Source organism: Agromyces kandeliae, assembly GCF_009674665.1.
Taxonomy (GTDB): domain Bacteria; phylum Actinomycetota; class Actinomycetes; order Actinomycetales; family Microbacteriaceae; genus Agromyces; species Agromyces kandeliae.
Genome location: NZ_WKJD01000021.1, coordinates 328,245 through 349,766, shown reverse-complemented (window position 1 = coordinate 349,766; position 21,522 = coordinate 328,245). Strand labels below are relative to the sequence as shown.

The following is a 21,522-nucleotide window of genomic DNA, read 5'->3' as shown; positions in this document are numbered from 1 at the left end:
GACACATGGCCGTTCGCGCATGGACCCGCGCCTAGACTGTGACGGTGACCGAGGCGAAGGGGACCTCGCGTGCGCGGCGGATGCGCGTGCGCCGATCGTCCACGTCCGAGCGGGCGCCCGAGCGGGCCGCCCGGAGCGATGCCGAGCCGGTGCGCGATGCCGCGGCATCCGTGCCCTACCCCATGCGCGTCGCCGCCGCGTGGTCGTGGCGGCTGCTCCTCGTCGGCGGAGTGCTCGCCGTCGTCATCTTCCTGATCATCCAGTTGCGGCTGGTGATCATCCCGGTCCTGGTCGCCATGCTCATCTCCGCACTGCTCGTGCCGTTCTCGGAGTTCCTCCAACGGCACCGGTGGCCGAAGGGACTCGCGGTCGCCGCCGCGATGGTCGCGACGCTGGCCTTCGTCGGAGGGCTGCTCACGCTCGGCATCTCCCAGATCGTGCGCGGCTCCGCCGACCTCGCCGAGCAGAGCGTCGTGGCGTGGGAGGACTTCCGCGCGTGGCTCCTCGAGGGACCGCTGCACGTGACCTCGCAGCAGTTCGACCAGGTCGTGCAGCAGGTGGTCGACGCCGCCCAGCAGCAGAGCGGGGTGCTCGTGTCGGGCGCGCTGTCGGTGAGCTCGTCGATCGGTCACTTCCTCGCCGGGCTCCTGCTGGCCCTCTTCGCCACGCTCTTCATCCTGATCGACGGCCGCGGCATCTGGGACTGGATCGTCGGGATCTTCCCCCGCCGTGCGCGCGCCGCGATCGACGGGGCCGGTCGATCGGGCTGGTCGACCCTCGAGAACTTCGTCCGCGTCCAGATCTTCGTCGCGGCCATCGACGCGGTCGGCATCGGCCTCGGCGCGCTCCTGCTCGGCGTTCCCCTGGCGATCCCGATCGCGGTCCTCGTCTTCCTCGGCTCGTTCATCCCGATCGTCGGTGCGGTCGTGACGGGTGCGCTGGCCGTGTTCGTGGCACTCGTCTACAACGGCTGGGGCATCGCGCTCGCGATGCTCGGCGTCGTGCTGCTGGTGCAGCAGGTCGAGGGTCACGTGCTGCAGCCGCTGATCATGGGCACCGCCGTCAAGGTGCACCCGCTCGGCGTGGTCGTCGCGGTCGCCACCGGGTCGCTCCTCGCGGGCATCCCGGGCGCGCTCTTCGCGGTGCCGGTCGCCGCCGTGGCCAACGTCATGATCATGTACATCTCGGGCGGCGCCTGGAAGCAGGCCGAACCGCCCCCGCCCGCCGAGATCCGATCTCCGCTGTGGCGCACGGTACCCCAGCGACCCGGATACGGACGGTGACATGAACCACGCCCTCGACACCACGCCCACGGCGACGACGGGAACCGCGGGAGCCGCGCTCCCCGGGCCGACCCTCGCGGACTTCGAGCACGCGCAGCGCACGGTCGCCGCCATCGCACGCCGCACCCCGATGGAGACCTCGCGGTACCTCGGCGCCATCGCCGGCGTTCCGGTGCACCTGAAGTGCGAGAACCTGCAGCGCACGGGCTCGTACAAGCTCCGCGGCGCCTTCAACCGGCTCTCGGCGCTCACCGCCGATGAGCGCGCGCGGGGCGTCGTCGCGGCGTCGGCCGGCAACCACGCGCAGGGCGTGGCCTATGCGGCACGCGAGCTCGGCATCCGCGCGACCATCTTCATGCCCGTCGGCGTCGCCCTGCCCAAGCTCGAGGCGACCCGGGCGTACGGCGCCGACGTGGTGCTCCGGGGCGACTCGATCGGGGAGACGCTCGAGGCCGCAGCCCGCTTCGCGACGGAGACCGGCGCGACCGTGATCCCGCCGTTCGACCACCCGGACGTCGTCGCGGGCCAGGGCACGCTCGGCCTCGAGATCCTCGAGCAGGCCCCCGACGCGACGACCATCGTCGTGCCGATCGGCGGCGGCGGACTCGCCTCCGGCATCGCGAGCGCGGCGAAGCAGAAGGCCGCGGCGCTGGGCCGGACCGTGCGCGTGGTCGGCGTCCAGGCGGAGAACGCCTCGCCGTACGTGCCCTCGCTCGCCGCGGGCGAGCCGACCGCCGTGCCGGTCGTGCCGACGATCGCGGACGGCATCGCCGTCTACCGACCGGGTGAGCTGAACTTCGAGATCATCCGCGACACGATCGATGAGATCGTCACGGTCAGCGAGGACGACATCGCCCGTGCGCTGCTCGTGCTGCTCGAGCGGGCGAAGCTCGTCGTCGAGCCGGCCGGGGCCGTCGGCGTCGCCGCACTCATGACCGGGCGGGTGCGCTCGGACGGTCCCCTCGTGGTCGTGCTCTCGGGCGGGAACATCGACCCGCTGCTCATGCAGCGCGTGATCGCACACGGCCTCGCGGCATCCGACCGCTACCTGACGCTTCGGATCGGGCTGCCCGATCGCCCGGGCCAGCTCGCGCGTATCTCGGAGCTGCTCGCCGCGGCGAACGCGAACGTCGTCGAGGTGCTGCACACGCGCCATGGTGCCGGCATGCAGATCTCCGAGGTCGCGCTGCAGCTCTCCGTCGAGACGCGGGGTCCGGCGCACCGCGAGGAGGTCGTCGCGGTCCTGCGTCGCGCCGGATACGAGCCCGAGATCGTCGCGGAGTGATCGCGGAGCGACTCCGGAGACGTGGAACGGCCCCTCCGATCGGAGGGGCCGTTCGCGATTCCGCAGGTCAGCGCGTCACTGCCCGGACCAGGTGTCGACGCCGGTGATCTCGACGGCGATCTCGCGGCCGTTCGGCGCGGTGTACGAGGTCGAGTCGCCGACCTTCAGGCCGAGGATCGCCGCGCCGAGGGGCGACTGCTCGCTGAAGACGTCGAGCTCGGAGTCGCCCGCGATCTCGCGGCTGCCGATGAGGAACCGCTCCTCGTCGCCCGCGACGACCGCGGTGATGACGGTGCCCGACTCGACGACGCCGCTCGAGGTCGGCGCCTCGCCGACCTCGGCGTGACGGAGCAGCTCGGTGAGCTGGCGGATGCGGGCCTCCTGCTTGCCCTGCTCGTCCTTCGCGGCGTGGTAGCCGCCGTTCTCCTTGAGGTCGCCCTCCTCACGCGCGGCCTCGATGCGCTTCGCGATCTCTTCCCGGCCGGTGGTGGAGAGGTGCTCGAGTTCGGCGTTCAGGCGGTCGAAGGCCTCCTGGGTGAGCCAAGTGACGGTGGCGTCCTGCGCCATGGTGCACACTCCCGTGGATAGACATGTCGCCCCAGCGTCTGCCGGGGCGAATCACCTATTCTACCGAAGCCAGCACTGGGAGATCAAACCGGTGTTGGCCTCCTGCGCCGTCCGGACGGTCTCGGTGAAGGTGCGCAACGGCCGGTCGGACGCCGGGATCTCGACCACCTTCCACCCGACCACCGTGAAGTCCTCGTTGAACGCCTGGACGACGCACGCGGTGGCGTTCCCCGACGGGACCGACAGGCGCCAGGTCACCTCGACCGCACGCGTATCGAGCAGTTCATGGCCGAGGTCCGTGGCCTGCACGAGGGGTGTGTCGCCGTCGAGCCCAGCCCAGACCACCCACGACACGAGGACCGCCGCGAACGCGATCGCGCCGCCGATGAGGATGGACCGGTCACGGCGGCGTCGCGCCGGCGTGCGGCCGTAGCGATCGGCGAGGTCGGACGCACCGGTGGACCCGCTCGACCCGGCGGAGGAACGGGCGCCCGCAGTGACGGGGACGCCGTCGAGTGCGGCGTCCTCGGCCGCCGCGTCGGCGGACTCGCGTCGGGGCACCGCGCGGCTCCTTCCCGGGTGGATCGTCTAGGCTTGGCTCCCAGCCTAACCCGCCGTCCCTGAAGGGAATCCGATGCTCGTCGCGCCCGCCGTCACCATCCGCGGAGACCGTCGATGAGCCCCGCGCTCGCGTCGGCGCTCACGCTCGTCGCGGCCGCCGAGGAGGAGTTCGACCCGAACGACGTCACGCCCGGCGTGGTGGGGTTCATCGCCACCATCCTGATCATGGTCGCGGTGCTGCTGCTCGTGCTCGACATGGTCCGACGCATCCGACGGGTCAACTACCGGGCCGAGGCGCGCGAGCGGATCGCGGCCGAGGAGGCCGCCGCGGCCGAAGCCGAGGCCGGCGGCGACACGTCGGTCGACGAGGGCGATGCGACGCAGGCGGATGCCCCGGCATCCGATGCCCCGCCGGCCGACCGCGACGAGCGCTAGCAGGACCGGGCCGGTCGACCGGCCCGGTCCGCGGCCGACGTGGCCCGCCCGTCAGCCCGCGTGGTACGCGGGGTCGATCGCGATGAGCAGCGTCGCCGTCCAATGGCACATGAACGCGAGCACCGTGCACACGTGGAAGATCTCGTGGAAGCCGAAGTGGCCCGGCCACGGGTTGGGCTTCTTCAAGCCGTAGACGACCGCGCCCCCCGTGTAGAGCAGTCCGCCGACGATGACGAGCACCATCATCGCCACGCTCGCCGCGAGGAGGTCGCCGAGGTACATCACGGCGGCCCAGCCGAGCAGGACGTAGATCGGCACGTACAGCCAGCGCGGTGCGCCGATCCAGAACACGCGGAACGCGATGCCGATGAGCGCGCCGGCCCACACCAGGCCGAGGAGCAGCCAGCCCTTCTCGGGCGGCAGCGCCAGGATGGCCAGCGGCGTGTACGTGCCTGCGATGAGCAGGAAGATGTTCGCGTGGTCGATCCGCTTCAGGATCACCTTGGTGCGCGGCTTCCAGTCGAACCGGTGGTAGAGCGCGGAGTTGCCGAAGAGCAGCATCGAGGTGAGCATGAACACCGCGGACGCCCACTTCGCGGCCGCGCCGTCGGCGAGCGCGATGAGCACGATGCCCGCCGCGATAGCGACGGGGAACGTGCCCGCGTGGATCCACCCGCGCCACGTCGGCTTGATGTCGGCCGGATTCTCGGGCGACGCGTCGATGAGGGGCAGGTTCGGGATGTCGGGGCCGAGGCGCTCGTCAGCGGCGACCGCGGCGTCGGCGCGATCGAGCTCGGCCGCCGGTCGGTGCAGGTGCTCGGCGACGTCCTCGGGTTCGCGCTGGGTCATGCTGACAGCGTAGGGGGAGGCCCATCACGGCTGGCTGTGAGTGTCCGAACGCGCGCGGGGGAGTAGCGTGGTCGGGTGCAGACGAGCGATCAGCGCCCCGGTCGCGGCCTTCTCTATCGGCTCTACCAGAATCGGCTCCGCCGCGAACTCGACGAGGCGGAACTGCCACGACACGTGGCCATGATCATCGACGGCAACCGTCGATGGGCGAGACAACTCGGGTACGACTCCGCCGCGCACGGCCACCGTGCCGGCGCCGCGAAGATGCGCGAGTTCCTCGAGTGGTGCGACGACCTCGGTATCTCGGTGGTGACCCTCTACCTGCTCTCGTCCGACAACCTCGGCAATCGCACGTCCGAGGAGCTCGCCGACCTCATCGAGATCATCGCCGAGCTCGCCGAGGAGCTCAGCCACTACCGTGACTGGCGCGTCCAGCACGTCGGATCGGACGCCGGCCTCCCGGGGCCGCTCGTCGCCGCGCTCGACGCCGCCGAGCATCGGACCGAGGGCAAGAAGGGCCTGCACGTGAACCTCGCCGTCGGCTACGGAGGCCGGCGCGAGATCACGGATGCGATGCGCTCGATCGTGGCATCCCATCACGCCGAGGGCCGCAGCCTCGAGGACCTCGCGGAATCGCTCACGCCCGAGCTCATCGGGGAGCACCTCTACACCGGCGGCCAGCCCGACCCCGACCTCGTGATCCGCACGTCGGGCGAGCAGCGTCTCAGCGACTTCATGCTGTGGCAGGCCGCGCACAGCGAGTTCTACTTCGTCGAGGCGCTCGGACCCGACCTCCGCGAGGTCGACTTCCTGCGCGCCGTCCGCGACTACACGCGCCGGCACCGACGGTTCGGCGGTTGACGGCGCTCACGATCCGATCAGGATTCTGTCAGGATATGCCTCGGAGAAGGGGGCACCGCACGTGAGCATGGACGACTACCTGGCCGGGTTCGGCGAGGAGCCCGGCTACCTCGACTTCGCACGCGTCGGCCCGCTGGCCCGCGTCGCCGCCGAGGAGACCCTGGCGTTCACGCAGGTGCTCGAGCGCGCCCGGCACGGCAGCATGGACGCGTTCCGCGACCAGGACCGCAGGCTCCGCGACGCGGCATCCGCCCTGACCGGGATCGCCGCCGACCGCATCGTCGCGATCCCGAACACGACCACGGGGCTCATGCACGCGATGTTCGGGCTCACGGGCACGGTGCTGCTCTCGCCCGCCGAGTTCCCGAGCGTGCCGATCGCCGCCGTGCGCGCGAACGAGGCGCTGCACTCGGTGCAGCCCGCGTGGCTCGAGACCGATCACGGCAAGGTGACCCCGGGACTGATCCGCGAGCAGCTCGAGGCGAACGTCGCCGCGGTCGCGGTGAGCCTCGTCGACAGCCGCACCGGGTACCTCTGCGACCTCGAGGGCATCCGGCAGGTGATCGGCGACCGGCTGCTCATCGTCGACGCGATCCAGGGCTTCGGCATCGTCGATGCGCCGTGGGAGGTCGCCGACGTCGTCGTGAGCGGCGGGCAGAAGTGGTGTCGGGCCGGTTGGGGGACGGGCGTCATGGCGCTCTCCGAGCGTGCGGCCGAGCGGCTCACGCCCGTGTTCTCCGGGTACACCGGCACCGTCGACGACGAGGTGTGGGACGAGGTGCCGTCGCCGGCACCGGGCGCTCGGGCGTTCCGCGTGTCGAACCCCGACCCGATCGCGGGAGCCCGCTTCGCGGCCGTGCTCGAGGAGCTCTCCGAGGTCGGCGTCGAGGCGGTCAACTCGCGGGTGGCCGAGAATGTCAGCCGCGTGATCGACCTCGCCGACGAGTTCGCGGTCCCGGTCGCGAGCTCCCGCGACGAGCGGGAGCGCGCTGGCATCGTCGTGCTCGAGCCCGAACCCGAGCAGGTCACGGTGCTCACCGCGTCGCTGCACAACCACGGGCTCACCACGACGACCCGCCTCGGTACCGTTCGACTCAGCGTGCACGCCGCGCTCGACGAGGAGACCGTCGAGATGCTGCGCGGCGCCTTCGTCTCGTTCAACACCGCGGCCGCGTACTGACCCTCGATTGTGAACAGCGGATGTCGCGCCGCGTGTCGCTTCTGCGGATGTCGCCGGTCGGACGTACCGTCAGGACATCGGGCAAGGCGCCCGGTCGAGTCGGCTCGTGAACCGCTCGTGGGAGGATCGCCGGCCGGCGCGTGAGCCGAGCGAGAGCTCGGGGCAGGAGCGGTCGTGACCTCTGTCGATCCCATCAAGCCCCTCGGACCGGTCGAGCCGGACGCGCAGCACCAGCGTCGACCCGGAGCGGCGTCACCCGGGGGTGCCGCGCAGGACGAACGGACCTACGTGCTGGACACGTCGGTCCTGCTCTCGGACCCGCGTGCCCTGTTCCGATTCGCGGAGCACCCCGTGGTGCTGCCGGTCGTGGTCATCACGGAGCTCGAGGCCAAGCGCAACGACCCCGAGATCGGGTACTTCGCCCGGGCCGCGCTGCGGCTGCTCGACGACCTCCGCGTGCAGCACGAGCGACTCGACTTCCCGATCCCCGTCGGCGACGGGGGTTCCCTCCGGGTCGAGCTGAACCACTCGAGCCTGTCGGTGCTGCCCAGCGGACTGCAGCTGGCCGACAACGACTCGCGAATCCTCGCGTGCGCGATGAACCTCTCGAACGACGGCGTCGCGGTGACCGTCGTCTCGAAGGACCTTCCCCTGCGGATCAAGGCCGCCTCGATCGGCCTCGACGCTCAGGAGTACCGCGCCGAGCTCGCCGTCGACTCCGGCTGGACCGGCATGGCCGAGGTCGACCTCGGCTCCAACGACATGGCGAAGCTCTACGAGCACGAGCAGCTCGAGACGGCGACCGTCGCGGGCATGCCGGTGAACACGGGCCTCGTGATCCACTCCGATCGCGGGTCGGCGCTCGCGCGCGTCGTCGGCGACCGAGAGGTGCGCCTGGTCCGGGGCGATCGCGAGGCGTTCGGCGTGCACGGTCGATCGGCCGAGCAGCGGCTGGCCATCGACCTCCTGCTCGATCCCGAGGTCGGGATCGTCTCGCTCGGCGGCCGTGCGGGAACCGGCAAGTCGGCGCTGGCGCTCTGCGCGGGTCTCGAGGCCGTGCTCGAACGACAGCAGCACAAGAAGATCATGGTGTTCCGACCGCTCTACGCGGTCGGCGGCCAGGAGCTCGGCTACCTGCCCGGCGACCAGGGCGAGAAGATGAACCCGTGGGCGCAGGCGGTGTTCGACACGCTCGGCGCGCTCGTCTCCGACAACGTCCTCGACGAGGTCGTCGACCGCGGCATCCTCGAGGTGCTGCCGCTCACGCACATCCGCGGCCGGTCGCTCCACGACGCCTACGTGATCGTCGACGAGGCGCAGTCGCTCGAGCGGAACGTCCTGCTCACCGTCCTCAGTCGCGTCGGCCAGAACTCGCGCGTCGTGCTCACCCACGACGTCGCGCAGCGCGACAACCTCCGCGTCGGCCGCCACGACGGCGTCGCGAGCGTGATCGAGACGCTGAAGGGACATCCGCTGTTCGCCCACATCACGCTCACCAGGTCGGAGCGGTCCGCCATCGCCGCGCTCGTCTCCGAGATGCTCGACGGCGGCGAGCTGGCCTGACACCCGCCCGCCGACGGACGACGGCCCCGGAACCGCGAGGTTCCGGGGCCGTCGTCGCGTGCGTCGAGCGGATGCCGCGGGCTCAGCCCTGCTGCGGAGGACGCGTCATCGAGAGCAGGTCGAGCGCCTCGTCGAGCTCGGCCTCGGTCAGGTCGCCGCGCTCGACGTGGCCGAGCTCGATCACGGCCTCGCGGACCGTGATGCCCTTTGCCACCGAGTGCTTCGCGATCTTCGCAGCAGCCTCGTAGCCGATGGCCTTGTTGAGCGGCGTCACGATCGAGGGAGACATGCCGGCGAGCGCCGTCGTGCGCGCCTCGTTGACCCGGAGGCCGTCGACGGTCTTGTCGGCGAGCACCCGCACCGAGCTCGAGAGCAGGCGGATCGACTCGAGGAGGGCGGTGCCCATCACCGGGATCTGCACGTTGAGCTCGAACGACCCGGAGGCGCCGGCCCACGCGATGGTGGCGTCGTTGCCGACCACGCGCGAGGCGACCATCAGCACGGCCTCGGGCACGACGGGGTTCACCTTGCCGGGCATGATCGACGAGCCGGGCTGCAGGTCGGGGATCAACAGCTCGCCGAGGCCGGTGTTCGGGCCCGAGCCCATCCAGCGGAGGTCGTTGCAGATCTTCGTGAGGCTCACGGCGATCGTGCGCAGGGCGCCCGACGCGTCGACCAGGCCGTCGCGGTTCGCCTGCGCCTCGAAGTGGTCGGCGGCCTCGGTGATCGGCAGCTCGGTCTCCTGCTGGAGCAGCTCGATCACGAGCTGCGGGAAGCCCGCCGGCGTGTTGATGCCGGTGCCGACTGCGGTGCCGCCGAGCGGCACCTCGGCGACGCGGGGGAGCGCCGTTCGGACGCGCTCGATGCCGAGGCGGACCTGGCGGGCGTAGCCGCCGAACTCCTGCCCGAGCGTCACGGGCGTGGCGTCCATGAGGTGCGTGCGGCCGGCCTTGACGACGCCGGCCCACGCCTCCGCCTTGGCCTCGAGCGCCACCGCGAGGTGGTCGAGCGCGGGGATGAGGTCGTCGATGAGCGCGGCGGTCACGGCGATGTGGACCGAGGTGGGGAAGACGTCGTTGGACGACTGCGAGGCGTTGACATGGTCGTTCGGGTGGACCGCGCTGCCGAGCTTCTGGGTCGCGATCGTCGCGAGCACCTCGTTCATGTTCATGTTCGAGGACGTGCCGGAGCCGGTCTGGTACACGTCGACCGGGAAGTGCTCGGTGAAGCCGTGCGCTCCCGCGATGACCTCGTCGGCGGCATCCGCGATCGCCTGCGCGAGCTGGCGGTCCAGGACCCCGAGGCGGGCGTTGGCGAGCGCCGCGGACTTCTTGATGCGGGCGAGCGCCGCGATCTGGGCGCGCTCGAGACCGGAGCCCGAGATCGGGAAGTTCTCGACCGCGCGCTGGGTCTGCGCGCGATAGAGCGCGGCGGCGGGGACCCGCACCTCGCCCATCGTGTCGTGTTCGATCCGGTAGTCGGCGGCGTTGTCCACCACGGTGTGCTCCCCTTCGATTCGGAACGTGCGGCGCGGCGGTGGGATGCCGCCGGCGGCGTCAGATGCGACCGACGACGACGTCGGTCTCGGCGCGGCCCTCGAGCAGGCGGTAGTTCGCGCCGACGACTGCCAGCGTACCCGCTGCGATCGCGTCGCTGATCACCTCGGAGCGCTCGAGCAGCTGCGACACGGCGTTGCGGAGATGCTCGCGCCCGACGTACCCGGCGTCGAGGTGGTCGGGCGAGATCGGTCCCTCCTCGACCCCGGCGACCTTGCGCACGGCGGGCACGATCTCGTCGACGATGCCCCGGATGTGGGCGGGCAGCGGCGCGGCGTCCTCCGCCTGCGAGTCGATCGCGGCGCGCACCGCTCCGCACTCGTCGTGGCCGAGCACGAGGATCAGCGGGACGCCGAGGACGGCGACGGCGTACTCGAGCGAGCCGAGCACCGAGTCCGAGGGGACCTGTCCGGCGTTGCGGACCACGAAGGCGTCGCCGAGGCCGACGTCGAAGATGATCTCGGCGGACAGGCGCGAGTCGCTGCAACCGAAGATCGCGACGAGCGGCCGCTGGTGGTTCGCCAGCTCGGTGCGGCGGTCGACGTCCTGTCGCGGGTGCAGGGGGGCTCCGGCCACGAACCGGGCATTGCCGGCACGCAGCTCCCGCCACGTCTCGGCGGGGGTCGTCGGTCGTACGGGTGCGGACTTGCTCACGGCCGCTCCTCTCAGCGCTGCGCGTCGATCGCCGGCGCGAGTGCGCCGGCGAGGGTCTCGAACTCCTCGGGGGTCGCGGTGCCGAGCACCACGAAGGTGCTCTCGCCCGCCTCGGTCACGAGCCCGTATCGCGCGTTGCCGACGTCGGCGTCGGTCTCGCGGTTGTCGTAGACGGTCCACTCGACGCCGTCGATCGTGACGACGCCGGTGGCGATCGTGTTGTCCAGCAGCTCGGCGGTCCAGGTCGGGTTCGCCCCGAGCCCCTGGTAGAGCCCCGCGTACTCGTCGCTCGGGGTGAGGTAGCCCGCGTACCACGCGGTGATGCCGTCGGCGTCGCGCGTACGGAGCTCCGCGGCATTCGAACGCCACCCGTCGGGCAGGTCGGGCACGGCGAGCGGCGCGTCGATGCCGACCTGCGCCTGCGCGGCGACCGCGGACACGTCGATGTCGCGGTCGATCGGGGTGTCGCTGCGCGGGACGAGCAGCACGATGAGGGCGACGACCGCGACGCACGCCAGGAGCGAGCCGATGAGGTTCCGCAGCGTCTGCCGTTCGCGGTGCTTGCGGGACTGCTCGGCCCTGCGGTCGGCCGTCTCCTGCGGGGTCTCGGGGCGGCCCAGTTCGGCGACGACCCGCGGGGCGCGCGCGGCCATCACGCCTCGCCGCCGTCGAGGTCGGGTGCGTCCGACGCGGAGGCCGCGCGCGTACCGGCCGCTCCGGCACGCGCGGCGTCGAGGCGGGCCTTGGCGCCCACGAGCCACTCCTCGCAGCGCTGCGCCAGTGCCTCGCCGCGCTCCCACAGCGCGAGCGACTGCTCGAGGGTCGCGGAGCCCTGCTCGAGCTCGGCGACGACGCGCACGAGCTCGTCGCGGGCCTGCTCGTAGCTGAGCTCGGCGACATCCGTGGAGGCAGGGGGCATGGAGGGCATTCTATTCGGCGTCGCCGACCGCTCCCCGAGATGTCGCCCCGAGACGCCCCTCGGCGAGCGTGATCCGGAGCGGCGTGCCCGCCGGGGCCTGCTCGGGGTTCGTCAGGACCCCGTCGTGCTCGCGCTGGACGATCGCGTACCCGCGCTCGAGCGTCGCGAGCGGGGAGAGTGCGCGCAGCTGCGACCGGAGCTCCACGACGCGCGTCGCGGCGCGCTCGATCGCGCGCTCGGCGAGCTCGCTGCCGCGCGCGACCCAGCGGGTGACCTCCTCGGCGCGCCGGTCGACCATCCACCCCGGGTCGGCGAGCGCCGGGCGGCTCCGCAGGTGCCCGAGTCGGTCGATCTCGTGGTTCACGAGGGTGGTGACGCGCATGCGCAGGCGCGCGCGGGCCTGTTCGACCCGGATGAGCTCCTCGGCGACGTCGGGCACGACGCGCTTCGCGGCATCCGTCGGCGTCGACGCCCTCAGGTCTGCGACCTCGTCGAGCAGCGGCCGGTCGGCCTCGTGCCCGATCGCGCTGACGACGGGGGTGGACGCCGCGGCCGCGGCCCGCACGACGCGTTCGTCGCTGAATCCCAGCAGGTTCTGGAAGTCGCCGCCGCCGCGGGCGACGATGATGACGTCGACGTCCGGGTCCGCATCGAGGCGACGGATGGCTCCGGCCACCTCGGGCGCGCACCGGTCGCCCTGCACGGCCGCATAGGCCATCCGGAACTCGACCGCCGGCCAGCGCAGGCGCGCGTTGCGCACGACGTCCTTCTCGGCGTCGCTTTCCCGGCCCGTGACCAGTCCGATGACCTGCGGCAGGAACGGCAGCGGCCGCTTGCGCTCGGCGGCGAACAGGCCCTCTGCGGCGAGCTGCGCGCGCAGCCGCTCGAGCCGCTCGAGCAGGTCGCCGAGCCCGACGTGCCTGAGGTCGAAGACCTGCATCGTGAGCGAGCCGCCCTTGACCCACCAGTTCGGCTTCACGAGGGCGACGGCGTGGTCGCCCGCCTTGAACTGCTCGGTGAGCTTCGCGCGCGTCGACGACCAGATCGTGAACGACACGGTGGCATCCGTCTCGAGGTCCTTGAGCTTGCCGTAGACGTTGCCGGCGGACACGCCCCACTGCGTGATCTCGCCCTCGATCCAGACCGTGCCGAGGCGGTCGAGGTACTCCTTGAGCTTCGCCGAGAGCACCGAGACGGGCCAGGGCGTCTCACGGGTCGTCGGTCCCTCGGCCATGCGCCTCCCAGCAGCCCGTCGTCTTCGCCCGCGTAGGATGGCCTCCGTGACGAGCTTGACGGATGCCCCGCGAATCGACCTCGGCATGCCTCGGATCCCGAGCGTGCGCGGCCGGCTCAAGGATATCCCCGCCCAGGGACGCAAGAAGGTGCTGCTCGCGGCGCCGCGCGGCTACTGCGCGGGCGTGGACCGGGCGGTGATCGCCGTCGAGAAGGCGCTCGACCACTACGGCGCCCCGGTGTACGTGCGCAAGCAGATCGTGCACAACATCCACGTCGTGACCGAGCTCGAGAAGCGCGGCGCGATCTTCGTCGAGGAGGTCGACGAGGTGCCCGAGGGCGCCCACGTGGTCTTCAGCGCGCACGGCGTCTCGCCCGCGGTCGTGAACTCGGCCGCCGAGCGCGGCCTGCACGCCATCGACGCCACCTGCCCGCTCGTCACCAAGGTGCACCGGGAGGCCGTGCGCTTCGCCCGCGACGACTACGAGATCCTGCTCATCGGCCACGAGGGCCACGAGGAGGTCGAGGGGACCGCCGGCGAGGCGCCCGACCACGTCACCCTCGTCAACAGCCCCGACGACGTGCCGAACATCGACGTCCGCGACCCCGACAAGGTCGTCTGGCTCTCGCAGACCACGCTGTCGGTCGACGAGACCATGGAGACCGTGCGGCGCCTGCGCGAGCGGTTCCCGAACCTGCAGGACCCGCCCTCCGACGACATCTGCTACGCCACCCAGAACCGCCAGGTCGCGATCAAGAAAGTCGCGCAGGACGCCGACCTCGTGATCGTGGTCGGCTCGGCCAACTCGTCGAACAGCGTTCGCCTGGTCGAGGTCGCGCTCGAGTACGGCGCGAAGGCCGCCTACCGGGTCGACTACTCGACCGAGGTGAAGCAGGAGTGGCTCGAGGGCGTCGAGACCGTCGGCGTCACGAGCGGCGCCTCCGTGCCCGAGGGGCTCGTGAAGGAGGTCCTCCTCGAGCTCGAGGACGCCGGCTTCGGCGAGGTCGAGGAGGTCAAGACGGCGGAGGAGGACCTGATGTTCTCGCTGCCGAAGGAGCTCCGCAAGGACCTCCAGGGCAACCGCGACGCGCGCGCGATCGGCGGGCGCAACCGGGCCGGCGCCACCGCCTGAGCGCTCGCCGCCCCGAGCGGGCATGCCGCGGCGGGGCGGGGCGGCCTCAGACGCCGGTCATCCGCTCCAGGTACGACTGGAACGTCGGGTCGGTGAAGAACACGATGGACGTGAGCACCATCGTCGCGAGGAACGCGACCGCTCCGCCGACGAGCGGCACCCAGAACGCGAGCCTCCGTGCCCGCAGGCGCGCGATGGACCAGCCGAGCACGGCCGCGTAGAGCGCGAGCATGAAGACCGTGCCGATGAGCGCGAGCGTGGGCAGCCATTCCTGCGGGGTGTAGGTGCCGACGCCCTGGTCGCTGTACACGCTCTGGATGGCGCCGGGCAGCTGCTGCAGGCTCACCGACGTATTCCACGCGCCGATCGCGCCGAGCGCGAGCAGCAGGATCGTGAAGAACCGGTCGGTCGTCCGCGGGCGCCTCGCGGCCGCGTCGCTCGGTTCCCGACCTGCGCCGGCCTGCGTCGCGGCGGGCGGCGGTGGCGGCGGTGCGGGGGCGGCCGCGGCGGCATCCGCTCGCTCGTCGCCCGGCGGCTGCCACGACCAGCCTTCGGGGGCGTACTCGCCGTACTGCGGGCGAGGCCGCTCGTCGCGCGGCGGGGGAGCGTCGCCGCCGTCGGCGGCGTGCCCCTGCGTCTCGTTCCGAGCGGCCTCGTCCTGCGTCATCCGGCGCCCTACGCCGTGAGCGAGTTGCCGGCGGAGCCGAGCTGGCGGGTGGACTCGCCGACGCGGACCGCCATGGCCGACTCGGCCACCTTGCCCCAGGCGCGCGGGTCGTACTGCTTCTTGTTGCCGACCTCGCCGTCGACCTTGAGCACGCCGTCGTAGTTCTGGAACATGTAGCCCGCGATCGAGCGCGTGAAGGCGTACTGCGTGTCGGTGTCGATGTTCATCTTCACGACGCCGTTGGCGACCGCCTCGGCGATCTCGTCGTCGGTCGAGCCGGAGCCGCCGTGGAAGACGAGGTCGAGCGGCTTCTCACCGGTGCCGTACTTGGCGGCCAGGCCGTCCTGGATCTCCTTGAGCAGCGCCGGGCGGAGCTTGACGTTGCCGGGCTTGTAGACGCCGTGCACGTTGCCGAAGGTGAGGGCGGCCATGTAGCGGCCCTGCTCGCCGAGGCCGAGGGCCTCGACCGCGGCGATCGCGTCGCCCAGGGTCGTGTAGAGCGCCTCGTTCGAGCCCTCGTGCTTGACGCCGTCCTCCTCGCCGCCGACGACGCCGATCTCGACCTCGAGGATGGCGTTGATGTTCTTGAGCTTGGGGAGGATCTCCTTGGCGATCTCGAGGTTCTCCTCGAGCGGGACGGCCGAGCCGTCCCACATGTGCGACTGGAAGATCGGGTTGCGGCCCGCCTTGACCTCCTCCTCCGAGGCGGCGATGAGCGGGTACACGAAGTCGTCGAGCGCGTTCTTCGGGCAGTGGTCGGTGTGGAGCGCCACGGTCACGGGGTACGACTTCGCGACCTCGTGCGCGAAGCGCGCGAAGGCGAGCGCGCCGGTGGCACGGGCCTTGACCGTGTGGCCGGCGAAGTAGTCCGCGCCGCCCGTGGTGACCTGGATGATGCCGTCGGAACCCGACTCGGTCAGGCCCTGCAGCACCGCGTTCAGCGTCTGCGAGCTCGAGACGTTGAACGCCGGGAAGGCGAAACCCTTGGCCTTGGCGGTGTCGAGCATCTCGGCGTACTGCTCGGGCGTTGCGATGGGCATACCTTGCTCCTTCGGAGGTGAGTGGGATCGTCCCGAGTCTACCGACGTGTCGAGTCCGCCTCAGGTGCCATGTCGCAAGGGGTGCCGGATGTCGCGCCTCGCGCGGCAGGATTGAGTCGTGACACAGGACGCAGGGCCTTCCGACGCCCATCGAGGGGCAGACGGCGCCGTGGTCGACGCGGCGCTCGCCGACGGGTTCGCCGCCGCCGTGCGGGCCGCCGCGCTCGCGGCCGTGCCGTTCGCCGGCTCCGGGGATCGCGAGGCGGTGGACGGTGCAGCGGTGGCCGCGATGCGCGCGGCGCTCGCGGGGCTCGCGCTCGACGGGCGTGTGGTCGTCGGCGAGGGCGAGAAGGACGAGGCGCCCATGCTGCACCTCGGCGAGCGGCTCGGCACCGGCGACGGCCCGGCCGTCGACGTCGCGGTGGATCCGGTCGACGGCACGAGCCTCGCCGCCGCGGGATCGCCCGGCGCGATGGCGATCCTCGCGGTGGCGCCGCGCGGCGCCTTCCTCGAGATCGGACCCGCCCACTACATGGCGAAGCTCGTCTCGCGGGTGCCGGGGCTCGAGATCGATGCGCCGGTCCGCGAGTCGATCGCGCGGATCGCCGAGGTCCGCGGCGTGCCGCCCGGGGACGTGCGGGTCGCGGTCCAGGACCGTGCGCGGAACGCGGCCGTGGCGGATGCCGCCGAGGCGACCGGCGCGCACGTCGAGCGCTTCGTGCACGGCGACGTCGAGCGGTGCCTGCGCGCCGCGCGCCCGGACGGCGACCTCGACCTGGTGGTCGGCGTCGGCGGGGCGCCCGAAGGCGTGCTCACGGCTGCCGCGGTGCGGGCGCTCGGCGGCTGGATGCAGGCACGGCTGGCACCGCAGTCCGCGGGCGAGTCCGACCGGCTCGCGGCCGCCGGCATCCCCCTCGGGCGGGTCTCCGGGCTTGACGAGCTCTGCGGCGACCGGGTCGCCGTGTTCCTCACCGCCGTGACGCCGTGCGACCTGGGGCCAGGCAGCCGACTGGATCCGGGACAGTCGTGGCGGGTCTCGTCCCATTAAGAATGCACGAACTTTCACGCCCGATCCGGGCCGCACCGGCCCGTTCGGGCACCCCCGTCACTAGGCTCGAAGACAGGCGCCCCGGTCGTCGAGCCGCGCGGGCGCAGCACCCACGAACCAGGAGGACCCCTCGATGGCGAGCAGCGAACACGACAGCCTCTACCTGCACCCCGATCGGAACATCGCGCTCGAGCTGGTCCGTGCGACGGAAGCGGCCGCGATCCGCTCGTATCCGTGGATCGGCCGTGGCGAGAAGCTCGCCGCGGACGGCGCGGCGGTGGACGCGATGCGCGCGTTCCTCGGCACGGTGAACTTCGACGGCGTGGTGGTGATCGGCGAAGGCGAGAAGGACGAGGCGCCCATGCTCTTCAACGGCGAGCGGGTCGGCAACGGGCGCGGGCCGGCGTGCGACATCGCCGTGGACCCGATCGACGGCACCTCGCTCACCGCGGCCGGACGGCAGAACGCGCTGTCGGTCATCGCGGTCGCGGACCGCGGCACGATGCTCGACGCGTCGTCGGTGTTCTACATGGACAAGATCGTCACGGATGCCTCCGGCATCGGCGTCGTCGACATCCGCAAGCCGATCGGCGAGAACCTGCGGGCGCTGGCCGAGGCCAAGGGCAAGGAGGTCGGCGAGCTGCGCGTCGCGGTGCTGAACCGTCCTCGCCACGAGCAGCTGATCGCCGAGATCCGGGAGGCGGGTGCGGGCACGCGGCTGATCTCGGACGGCGACGTCGCGGGCGGCATCAACGCGGCCAGGTACGAGTCGCGGATCGACATGTGCGTGGGCATCGGCGGCAGCCCGGAGGGCATCACGACGGCGTGCGCGATCAAGGCGCTGGGCGGGTTCATGCAGGGTCGGCTCGCGCCGAAGGACGACGAGGAGCGCGCGCGCGGCGAGGCCGCGGGCCTGGACTGCGACCAGGTGTACGAACTGGACGACCTGGTGCGCAGCGACAACACGTTCTTCGTCGCGACGGGCGTGACCGATGGCGAGCTCGTCGACGGCGTGCGCAAGAAGGGGCCGATCATCCGCACCGAGTCGATCGTGCTCCGCGGCAAGTCGGGCACCATCCGCCGCATCGTCGCCGACCACCTCGTCGAGAAGTGGCTCGACGACACCGACCGCTGACCTCGCCGCCCGAGGCGCGCCCCGCGCTGCCGTGAGCGGACGAGCCTGTCCGATGTCGGGGGAGTGCCGCAGACTGGTCGGGTGAGCTCCGAGACCCGGATGCCGCGTGCGCTGCGGCCCTTCTCCTCGGCCCAGTACCGCCGGCTGGTGGTCGCCCTCGCCGCGTCGTTGCTCTCGGCGGGGGCGTGGATCGTGGCTGCCGCGTGGCAGGTCATCGAGCTCGGCGGAACGCCGATCGACCTGTCGATCGTGGCGGTCGGTGCGAGCCTCGGGCTCGTCCTGGCGGTGCTCGTCGGCGGCGTCGTCGCCGACCGCGTGCCGCAGCGGCGGGTCCTCCTCGTCATCGAGACGGCGCGGGCCGTCGTGTTCGCGGTGGCGGGCGTCCTCGCGGCGACCGGGGCCATCGAGGTCTGGCACCTGGCGGTGCTCTCCTTCGTGCTCGGCGTCGCGGATGGCTTCTTCTATCCCGCGTACTCGGCTTGGCTTCCGGCGCTGCTTCCCGCGGAGCAGCTGCTCGCTGCCAACGGCGTCGAGGGCGTGCTTCGTCCCGTCGCCCAGAACGCCGCCGGCCCGGCGCTCGCGAGCCTGCTCATCGCCGTCCAGGCGCCGTGGCTCGCATTCCTCGTCGTCGGCGGGTTGCAGGTCGTCGCGATCGTCGCGCTCGCGCTCATGCAGACCACGCCGTTGCGGCGCGACCTCGAGCCGTCCGACGCTCACCCGCTCCGGCAGATGGCGGTGGACCTCCGCGACGGATTCGCGTACCTGTTGCGTACGCGGTGGCTCTTCGCGACCCTGGCGTTCTCGATCCTGCTCGTGCTCGTGGTCGTCGGGCCGCTCGAGGTGCTGATCCCGTTCGCGGTCCGCGACCAGACGGGCGGCGGCGCGGGCGAGTTCGCACTGGTGCTGGCGTCGTTCGGCATCGGCGGGGCCGTCGGGTCGCTGCTGGTGTCGTCGTTCCGGCTCCCGCGACGCTACCTCACGCTGATGATCCTCGCGTGGGGCTTCGGCTGCCTGCCGCTCGCCGTCATGGGCCTGACGCCGTGGCTGTGGGTGATGGTCGTCGCGGCGTTCGTCGTCGGGTTCTTCTTCGACGCAGGCCAGGTCGTGTGGGGCACCCTGCTGCAGCGGCGCGTGCCGCCGGCGATGCTCGGTCGCGTGTCGAGCCTCGACTTCTTCGTGTCGCTCGCGCTGATGCCGTTGTCGATGGCGATCGCCGGACCGGTCGGCGAGTGGCTCGGGCTCGCACCGGCGTTCCTCATCGCCGGGGTCGTGCCGCCGCTGCTCGCCGTCGTGACCCTCGCCACGGCGCGCCTCGGCCAGGACGAGCTCGCGCATCCGCTCGACGACGGCCCGATGGATGCCACGCAGACGACCGGTGCCGAGGCTGCTGCGGGGCTCGCCGCGCCGGTCGACGAGCCGCATACGCTCCGCGACCCGTCGTCCGAAGCCGACGGTCGCGGCGCCGGAAGGGCGGTCGGGGCGGACGAGGAGTGAACATCTCGACCGTGCCCCTCCGTGCAACCCCCTGATCGGACGACCGGCACTCTGGCAGGCTGGGCACTCACCGACGCGGAGGAGCGAACATGATCATGATTCAGGACGCCTTCTCGGGCTTCACCGTCGACGACGTCGAGGCGGCTCGCGAGTTCTACGGGACCACGCTCGGACTCTCCGTCGAAGACGCTCCGGGCGCGGGCGGCCTCACGGTGCGTCTGCCGTCGGGACAGGGCGTGCTGCTCTACCCGACCGAAGCGCACGAGCCGGCGAGGTACACGGTGCTCAACCTCGTCGTCGACGACATCGACCGCGCCGTCGAGGAGCTGAACTCTGCCGGCGTGGTCACCAAGATCTATTCGGGGGAGGAGTCGTACGGCACGGACGAGCGAGGCATCAACCGCGGCTCTGCGACGGGCACGGGCCCGGACATCGCGTGGTTCCGCGACCCGGCGGGCAACGTGCTCAGCGTGCTCGTGGCGTGAGGATTCGCCTCCAGGACGCGGTCGCGGCGCGCCGGAGCGGGCGCGCTCAGGACGATGCTGAACGACGGATGTGCTCGTCGAGGTCGGCACCGTCGAAGTCGTCGTCGAGGGGAAGCGCGAGTCCGTGGTCGGCGTCGGCGCCGTCGGGCTCCGTGGACGTCGATGCGCCGTCGTCCGGCGCGGTTCCGACCGCGGCAGCCGACTCCTCGCCCGCATCGAACGGATCGCCGTCGGTCAGCTCGGGCGCCGACAGGCGTCGGGGGGACTCGTGGATGGGCGTCGGCTCCTCGACCAGTGACAGCTTCGTCTCGTTGATGCCCGGGAACTGGCGGGCGGTCACGAGCACACGGGACTCGAGCGAACTGGCGAACTTGTTGTAGCTGTCGACCGTGCGCTCGATCGCCTTGCGCAGCGAGTCCGCGTGGCCCGCGAGCACGCCGATGCGCTGGTAGAGCGTGGTGCCGAGGTCGAAGAGCTTCTTGGCCTCGTCGGAGACCGCCTGCTGCTGCCAGGCGTAGTCGATCGTCTTGAGCACGGCGAACAGGTTCACGGGCGACGCCAGCGCGACGCGACGTTCGAACGCGTAGTTCAGCAGCCCCGCATCGGCCTCGAGGGCGGCGGAGAGCAGCGACTCGTTCGGGATGAACGCGATCACGAACTCGGGGCTCGCCGCGAGTCCCTCCCAGTAGGTCTTCTTGCCAAGCGCGTCGATGTGCGAGCGCATCGCCTTCACGTGCTTCGCGATGAGCGCCGCGCGCCGCGCGCCCTCTTCGCCGGTGGCGGTCTCGGGGATGCTCGACGCCTCGAGGTAGTGCTCGAGCGGCACCTTGGAGTCGAGCGGGATGTACTTGCCGCCCGGCAGGTTCACGACCATGTCGGGACGGCCGCGGCCCTGGTCGGTCGTGACCTGCGTCTGCAGCTCGAAGTCGACGTGCTGCGTGAGGCCCGCGGCCTCGACGACGCGCCGCAGTTGCGTCTCGCCCCAGACGCCGCGGGTGCTGTTGTTCCGGAGTGCGCTCGCCAGCGACTCGGTCGTGGCCCGGAGCTCGGCATCGGACATCTGCGCCCGCTTGAGCTGCTCGGCGATCGAGCCGTACTGCTCGCTGCGCTGCTGCTCGAGCTCGGACACCTTGCGCTGCATCGTCGACAGCGTCTCGCGCACGGGGCTGAGCGCCTGCAGCACGGCGCTCTCGCGGCGCTCGCGCTCGCTGCGCTCGGCCTGGTCGAGCCGCTGCTGCTCGAGGAGCTCGCGCTGGCGCTGGCCCTGCTGCTCCACCTGCTCGCGCAGCCCGGCGGCCGCCGCCTCGGCGGCGGCGAGCTCGGCCCGGAGCGCCGCCTGGAGGCCCTGCTGCTCGGAGAGCAGCCGCGCTCGCTCGGCTTCGGCGGCCGCCCGCTGCTCGAGCAGGGCGCGCTCGTGTCGGGCCTCGACGAGCGCGGGGTCGTCGACCGCGGCGCCGTCGCCCGCCGGCCGACGCTGCGCGACGACGTGCATGACGAGGGCGCCGAGCGTGCCGCCGACGACGAGCCCGATGACGAGGAGGAGGATGTCCATGTCGGCAAGTGTGGCAGCGGCC

Annotated in this window: 22 protein-coding genes; 11 read left to right on the top strand and 11 right to left on the bottom strand. The window is 71.8% G+C overall.

Annotation, left to right across the window (positions count from 1 at the left end; all coding sequences use genetic code 11):
- Positions 1-80 precede the first annotated feature (80 nt).
- Together GJR97_RS17375 and ilvA are read left to right on the top strand one after the other, a co-directional pair.
- Positions 81-1,283, top strand: a complete 1,203-nt coding sequence (locus GJR97_RS17375) for an AI-2E family transporter (RefSeq protein ID WP_154348105.1) — start codon at positions 81-83, stop codon at positions 1,281-1,283.
- Between the two features lies 1 nt (position 1,284).
- A complete protein-coding gene (ilvA, locus tag GJR97_RS17370; protein WP_154347991.1) occupies positions 1,285-2,568 on the top strand; it encodes a threonine ammonia-lyase in 1,284 nt (427 codons plus the stop codon).
- A 75-nt stretch (positions 2,569-2,643) separates the two neighbouring features.
- Here ilvA and greA read toward each other — a convergent pair whose 3' ends face one another.
- On the bottom strand, positions 2,644-3,135 hold the full coding sequence (greA, locus tag GJR97_RS17365) for a transcription elongation factor GreA (RefSeq protein WP_154347990.1): 492 nt from the start codon (positions 3,133-3,135) through the stop codon (positions 2,644-2,646).
- Between the two features lie 60 nt (positions 3,136-3,195).
- Complete coding sequence (locus GJR97_RS18880; protein WP_154347989.1) at positions 3,196-3,696, bottom strand: DUF4307 domain-containing protein; 501 nt, start codon at positions 3,694-3,696, stop codon at positions 3,196-3,198.
- A gap of 114 nt (positions 3,697-3,810) precedes the next feature.
- Here GJR97_RS18880 and GJR97_RS17355 point away from each other — a divergent pair, with 114 nt between their 5' ends.
- Complete coding sequence (locus tag GJR97_RS17355; RefSeq protein ID WP_154347988.1) at positions 3,811-4,131, top strand: hypothetical protein; 321 nt, start codon at positions 3,811-3,813, stop codon at positions 4,129-4,131.
- A 51-nt stretch (positions 4,132-4,182) separates the two neighbouring features.
- Here GJR97_RS17355 and trhA read toward each other — a convergent pair whose 3' ends face one another.
- Entirely contained in the window at positions 4,183-4,980 is a 798-nt protein-coding gene (gene trhA / locus GJR97_RS17350) for a PAQR family membrane homeostasis protein TrhA (protein WP_154347987.1), read from the bottom strand.
- 75 nt (positions 4,981-5,055) lie between these two features.
- On the opposite strand from trhA, the gene GJR97_RS17345 reads away from it, so the two are divergent.
- The 3 genes from GJR97_RS17345 (at position 5,056) to GJR97_RS17335 (ending at position 8,584) form a co-directional block, all read left to right on the top strand.
- Positions 5,056-5,841, top strand: coding sequence for an isoprenyl transferase (locus GJR97_RS17345; protein WP_324613653.1), 786 nt, complete (start codon positions 5,056-5,058; stop codon positions 5,839-5,841).
- A 67-nt stretch (positions 5,842-5,908) separates the two neighbouring features.
- Entirely contained in the window at positions 5,909-7,021 is a 1,113-nt protein-coding gene (locus GJR97_RS17340; protein WP_154348104.1) for an aminotransferase class V-fold PLP-dependent enzyme, read from the top strand.
- Between the two features lie 174 nt (positions 7,022-7,195).
- Positions 7,196-8,584, top strand: a complete 1,389-nt coding sequence (locus GJR97_RS17335) for a PhoH family protein (protein WP_324613652.1) — start codon at positions 7,196-7,198, stop codon at positions 8,582-8,584.
- A gap of 82 nt (positions 8,585-8,666) precedes the next feature.
- On the opposite strand, the gene GJR97_RS17330 is transcribed toward GJR97_RS17335, so the two are convergent.
- The 5 genes from GJR97_RS17330 to xseA are packed head-to-tail and all read right to left on the bottom strand — an operon-like array spanning position 8,667 to position 12,947.
- On the bottom strand, positions 8,667-10,082 hold the full coding sequence (locus tag GJR97_RS17330) for a class II fumarate hydratase (RefSeq protein ID WP_324613651.1): 1,416 nt from the start codon (positions 10,080-10,082) through the stop codon (positions 8,667-8,669).
- A gap of 58 nt (positions 10,083-10,140) precedes the next feature.
- Positions 10,141-10,794 carry a carbonic anhydrase gene (locus GJR97_RS17325; RefSeq protein WP_324613650.1) on the bottom strand — a complete coding sequence of 218 codons (654 nt, stop codon included), beginning with the start codon at positions 10,792-10,794 and terminating at the stop codon, positions 10,141-10,143.
- An 11-nt stretch (positions 10,795-10,805) separates the two neighbouring features.
- Positions 10,806-11,447: a DUF4245 domain-containing protein gene (locus tag GJR97_RS17320; protein WP_154347986.1), complete on the bottom strand. Its 642-nt coding sequence runs from the start codon at positions 11,445-11,447 to the stop codon at positions 10,806-10,808.
- The gene (locus GJR97_RS17315; RefSeq protein WP_154347985.1) at positions 11,447-11,722 is read right to left on the bottom strand and encodes an exodeoxyribonuclease VII small subunit; all 276 of its coding nucleotides are present in this window, start codon (positions 11,720-11,722) and stop codon (positions 11,447-11,449) included. The genes GJR97_RS17320 and GJR97_RS17315 overlap by 1 nt, the downstream gene beginning before the upstream one ends.
- A 1-nt stretch (position 11,723) precedes the next feature.
- Complete coding sequence (gene xseA, locus GJR97_RS17310) at positions 11,724-12,947, bottom strand: exodeoxyribonuclease VII large subunit (protein ID WP_154347984.1); 1,224 nt, start codon at positions 12,945-12,947, stop codon at positions 11,724-11,726.
- A gap of 85 nt (positions 12,948-13,032) precedes the next feature.
- Between xseA and GJR97_RS17305 the strand changes: the two genes are divergently transcribed.
- Positions 13,033-14,079: a 4-hydroxy-3-methylbut-2-enyl diphosphate reductase gene (locus tag GJR97_RS17305; RefSeq protein ID WP_154348100.1), complete on the top strand. Its 1,047-nt coding sequence runs from the start codon at positions 13,033-13,035 to the stop codon at positions 14,077-14,079.
- A 46-nt stretch (positions 14,080-14,125) separates the two neighbouring features.
- Here the strand turns inward: GJR97_RS17305 and GJR97_RS17300 are convergent, their stop codons facing one another.
- Positions 14,126-14,746, bottom strand: coding sequence for a DUF6264 family protein (locus GJR97_RS17300; protein WP_154347983.1), 621 nt, complete (start codon positions 14,744-14,746; stop codon positions 14,126-14,128).
- A gap of 8 nt (positions 14,747-14,754) precedes the next feature.
- Positions 14,755-15,786 carry a class II fructose-bisphosphate aldolase gene (fbaA, locus tag GJR97_RS17295; protein WP_154347982.1) on the bottom strand — a complete coding sequence of 344 codons (1,032 nt, stop codon included), beginning with the start codon at positions 15,784-15,786 and terminating at the stop codon, positions 14,755-14,757.
- 118 nt (positions 15,787-15,904) lie between these two features.
- Here fbaA and GJR97_RS17290 point away from each other — a divergent pair, with 118 nt between their 5' ends.
- From GJR97_RS17290 to GJR97_RS17275, 4 genes are all read left to right on the top strand, one after another.
- Positions 15,905-16,834 carry a fructose-bisphosphatase class II gene (locus GJR97_RS17290; protein WP_154347981.1) on the top strand — a complete coding sequence of 310 codons (930 nt, stop codon included), beginning with the start codon at positions 15,905-15,907 and terminating at the stop codon, positions 16,832-16,834.
- 133 nt (positions 16,835-16,967) lie between these two features.
- Positions 16,968-17,969: a class II fructose-bisphosphatase gene (glpX, locus tag GJR97_RS17285; protein WP_154347980.1), complete on the top strand. Its 1,002-nt coding sequence runs from the start codon at positions 16,968-16,970 to the stop codon at positions 17,967-17,969.
- 81 nt (positions 17,970-18,050) lie between these two features.
- Complete coding sequence (locus tag GJR97_RS17280) at positions 18,051-19,463, top strand: MFS transporter (protein ID WP_324613648.1); 1,413 nt, start codon at positions 18,051-18,053, stop codon at positions 19,461-19,463.
- An 89-nt stretch (positions 19,464-19,552) separates the two neighbouring features.
- Positions 19,553-19,948, top strand: coding sequence for a VOC family protein (locus GJR97_RS17275; RefSeq protein WP_154347979.1), 396 nt, complete (start codon positions 19,553-19,555; stop codon positions 19,946-19,948).
- A gap of 46 nt (positions 19,949-19,994) precedes the next feature.
- Here GJR97_RS17275 and GJR97_RS17270 read toward each other — a convergent pair whose 3' ends face one another.
- Positions 19,995-21,500: a DNA recombination protein RmuC gene (locus tag GJR97_RS17270; RefSeq protein ID WP_154347978.1), complete on the bottom strand. Its 1,506-nt coding sequence runs from the start codon at positions 21,498-21,500 to the stop codon at positions 19,995-19,997.
- Positions 21,501-21,522 lie beyond the last annotated feature (22 nt).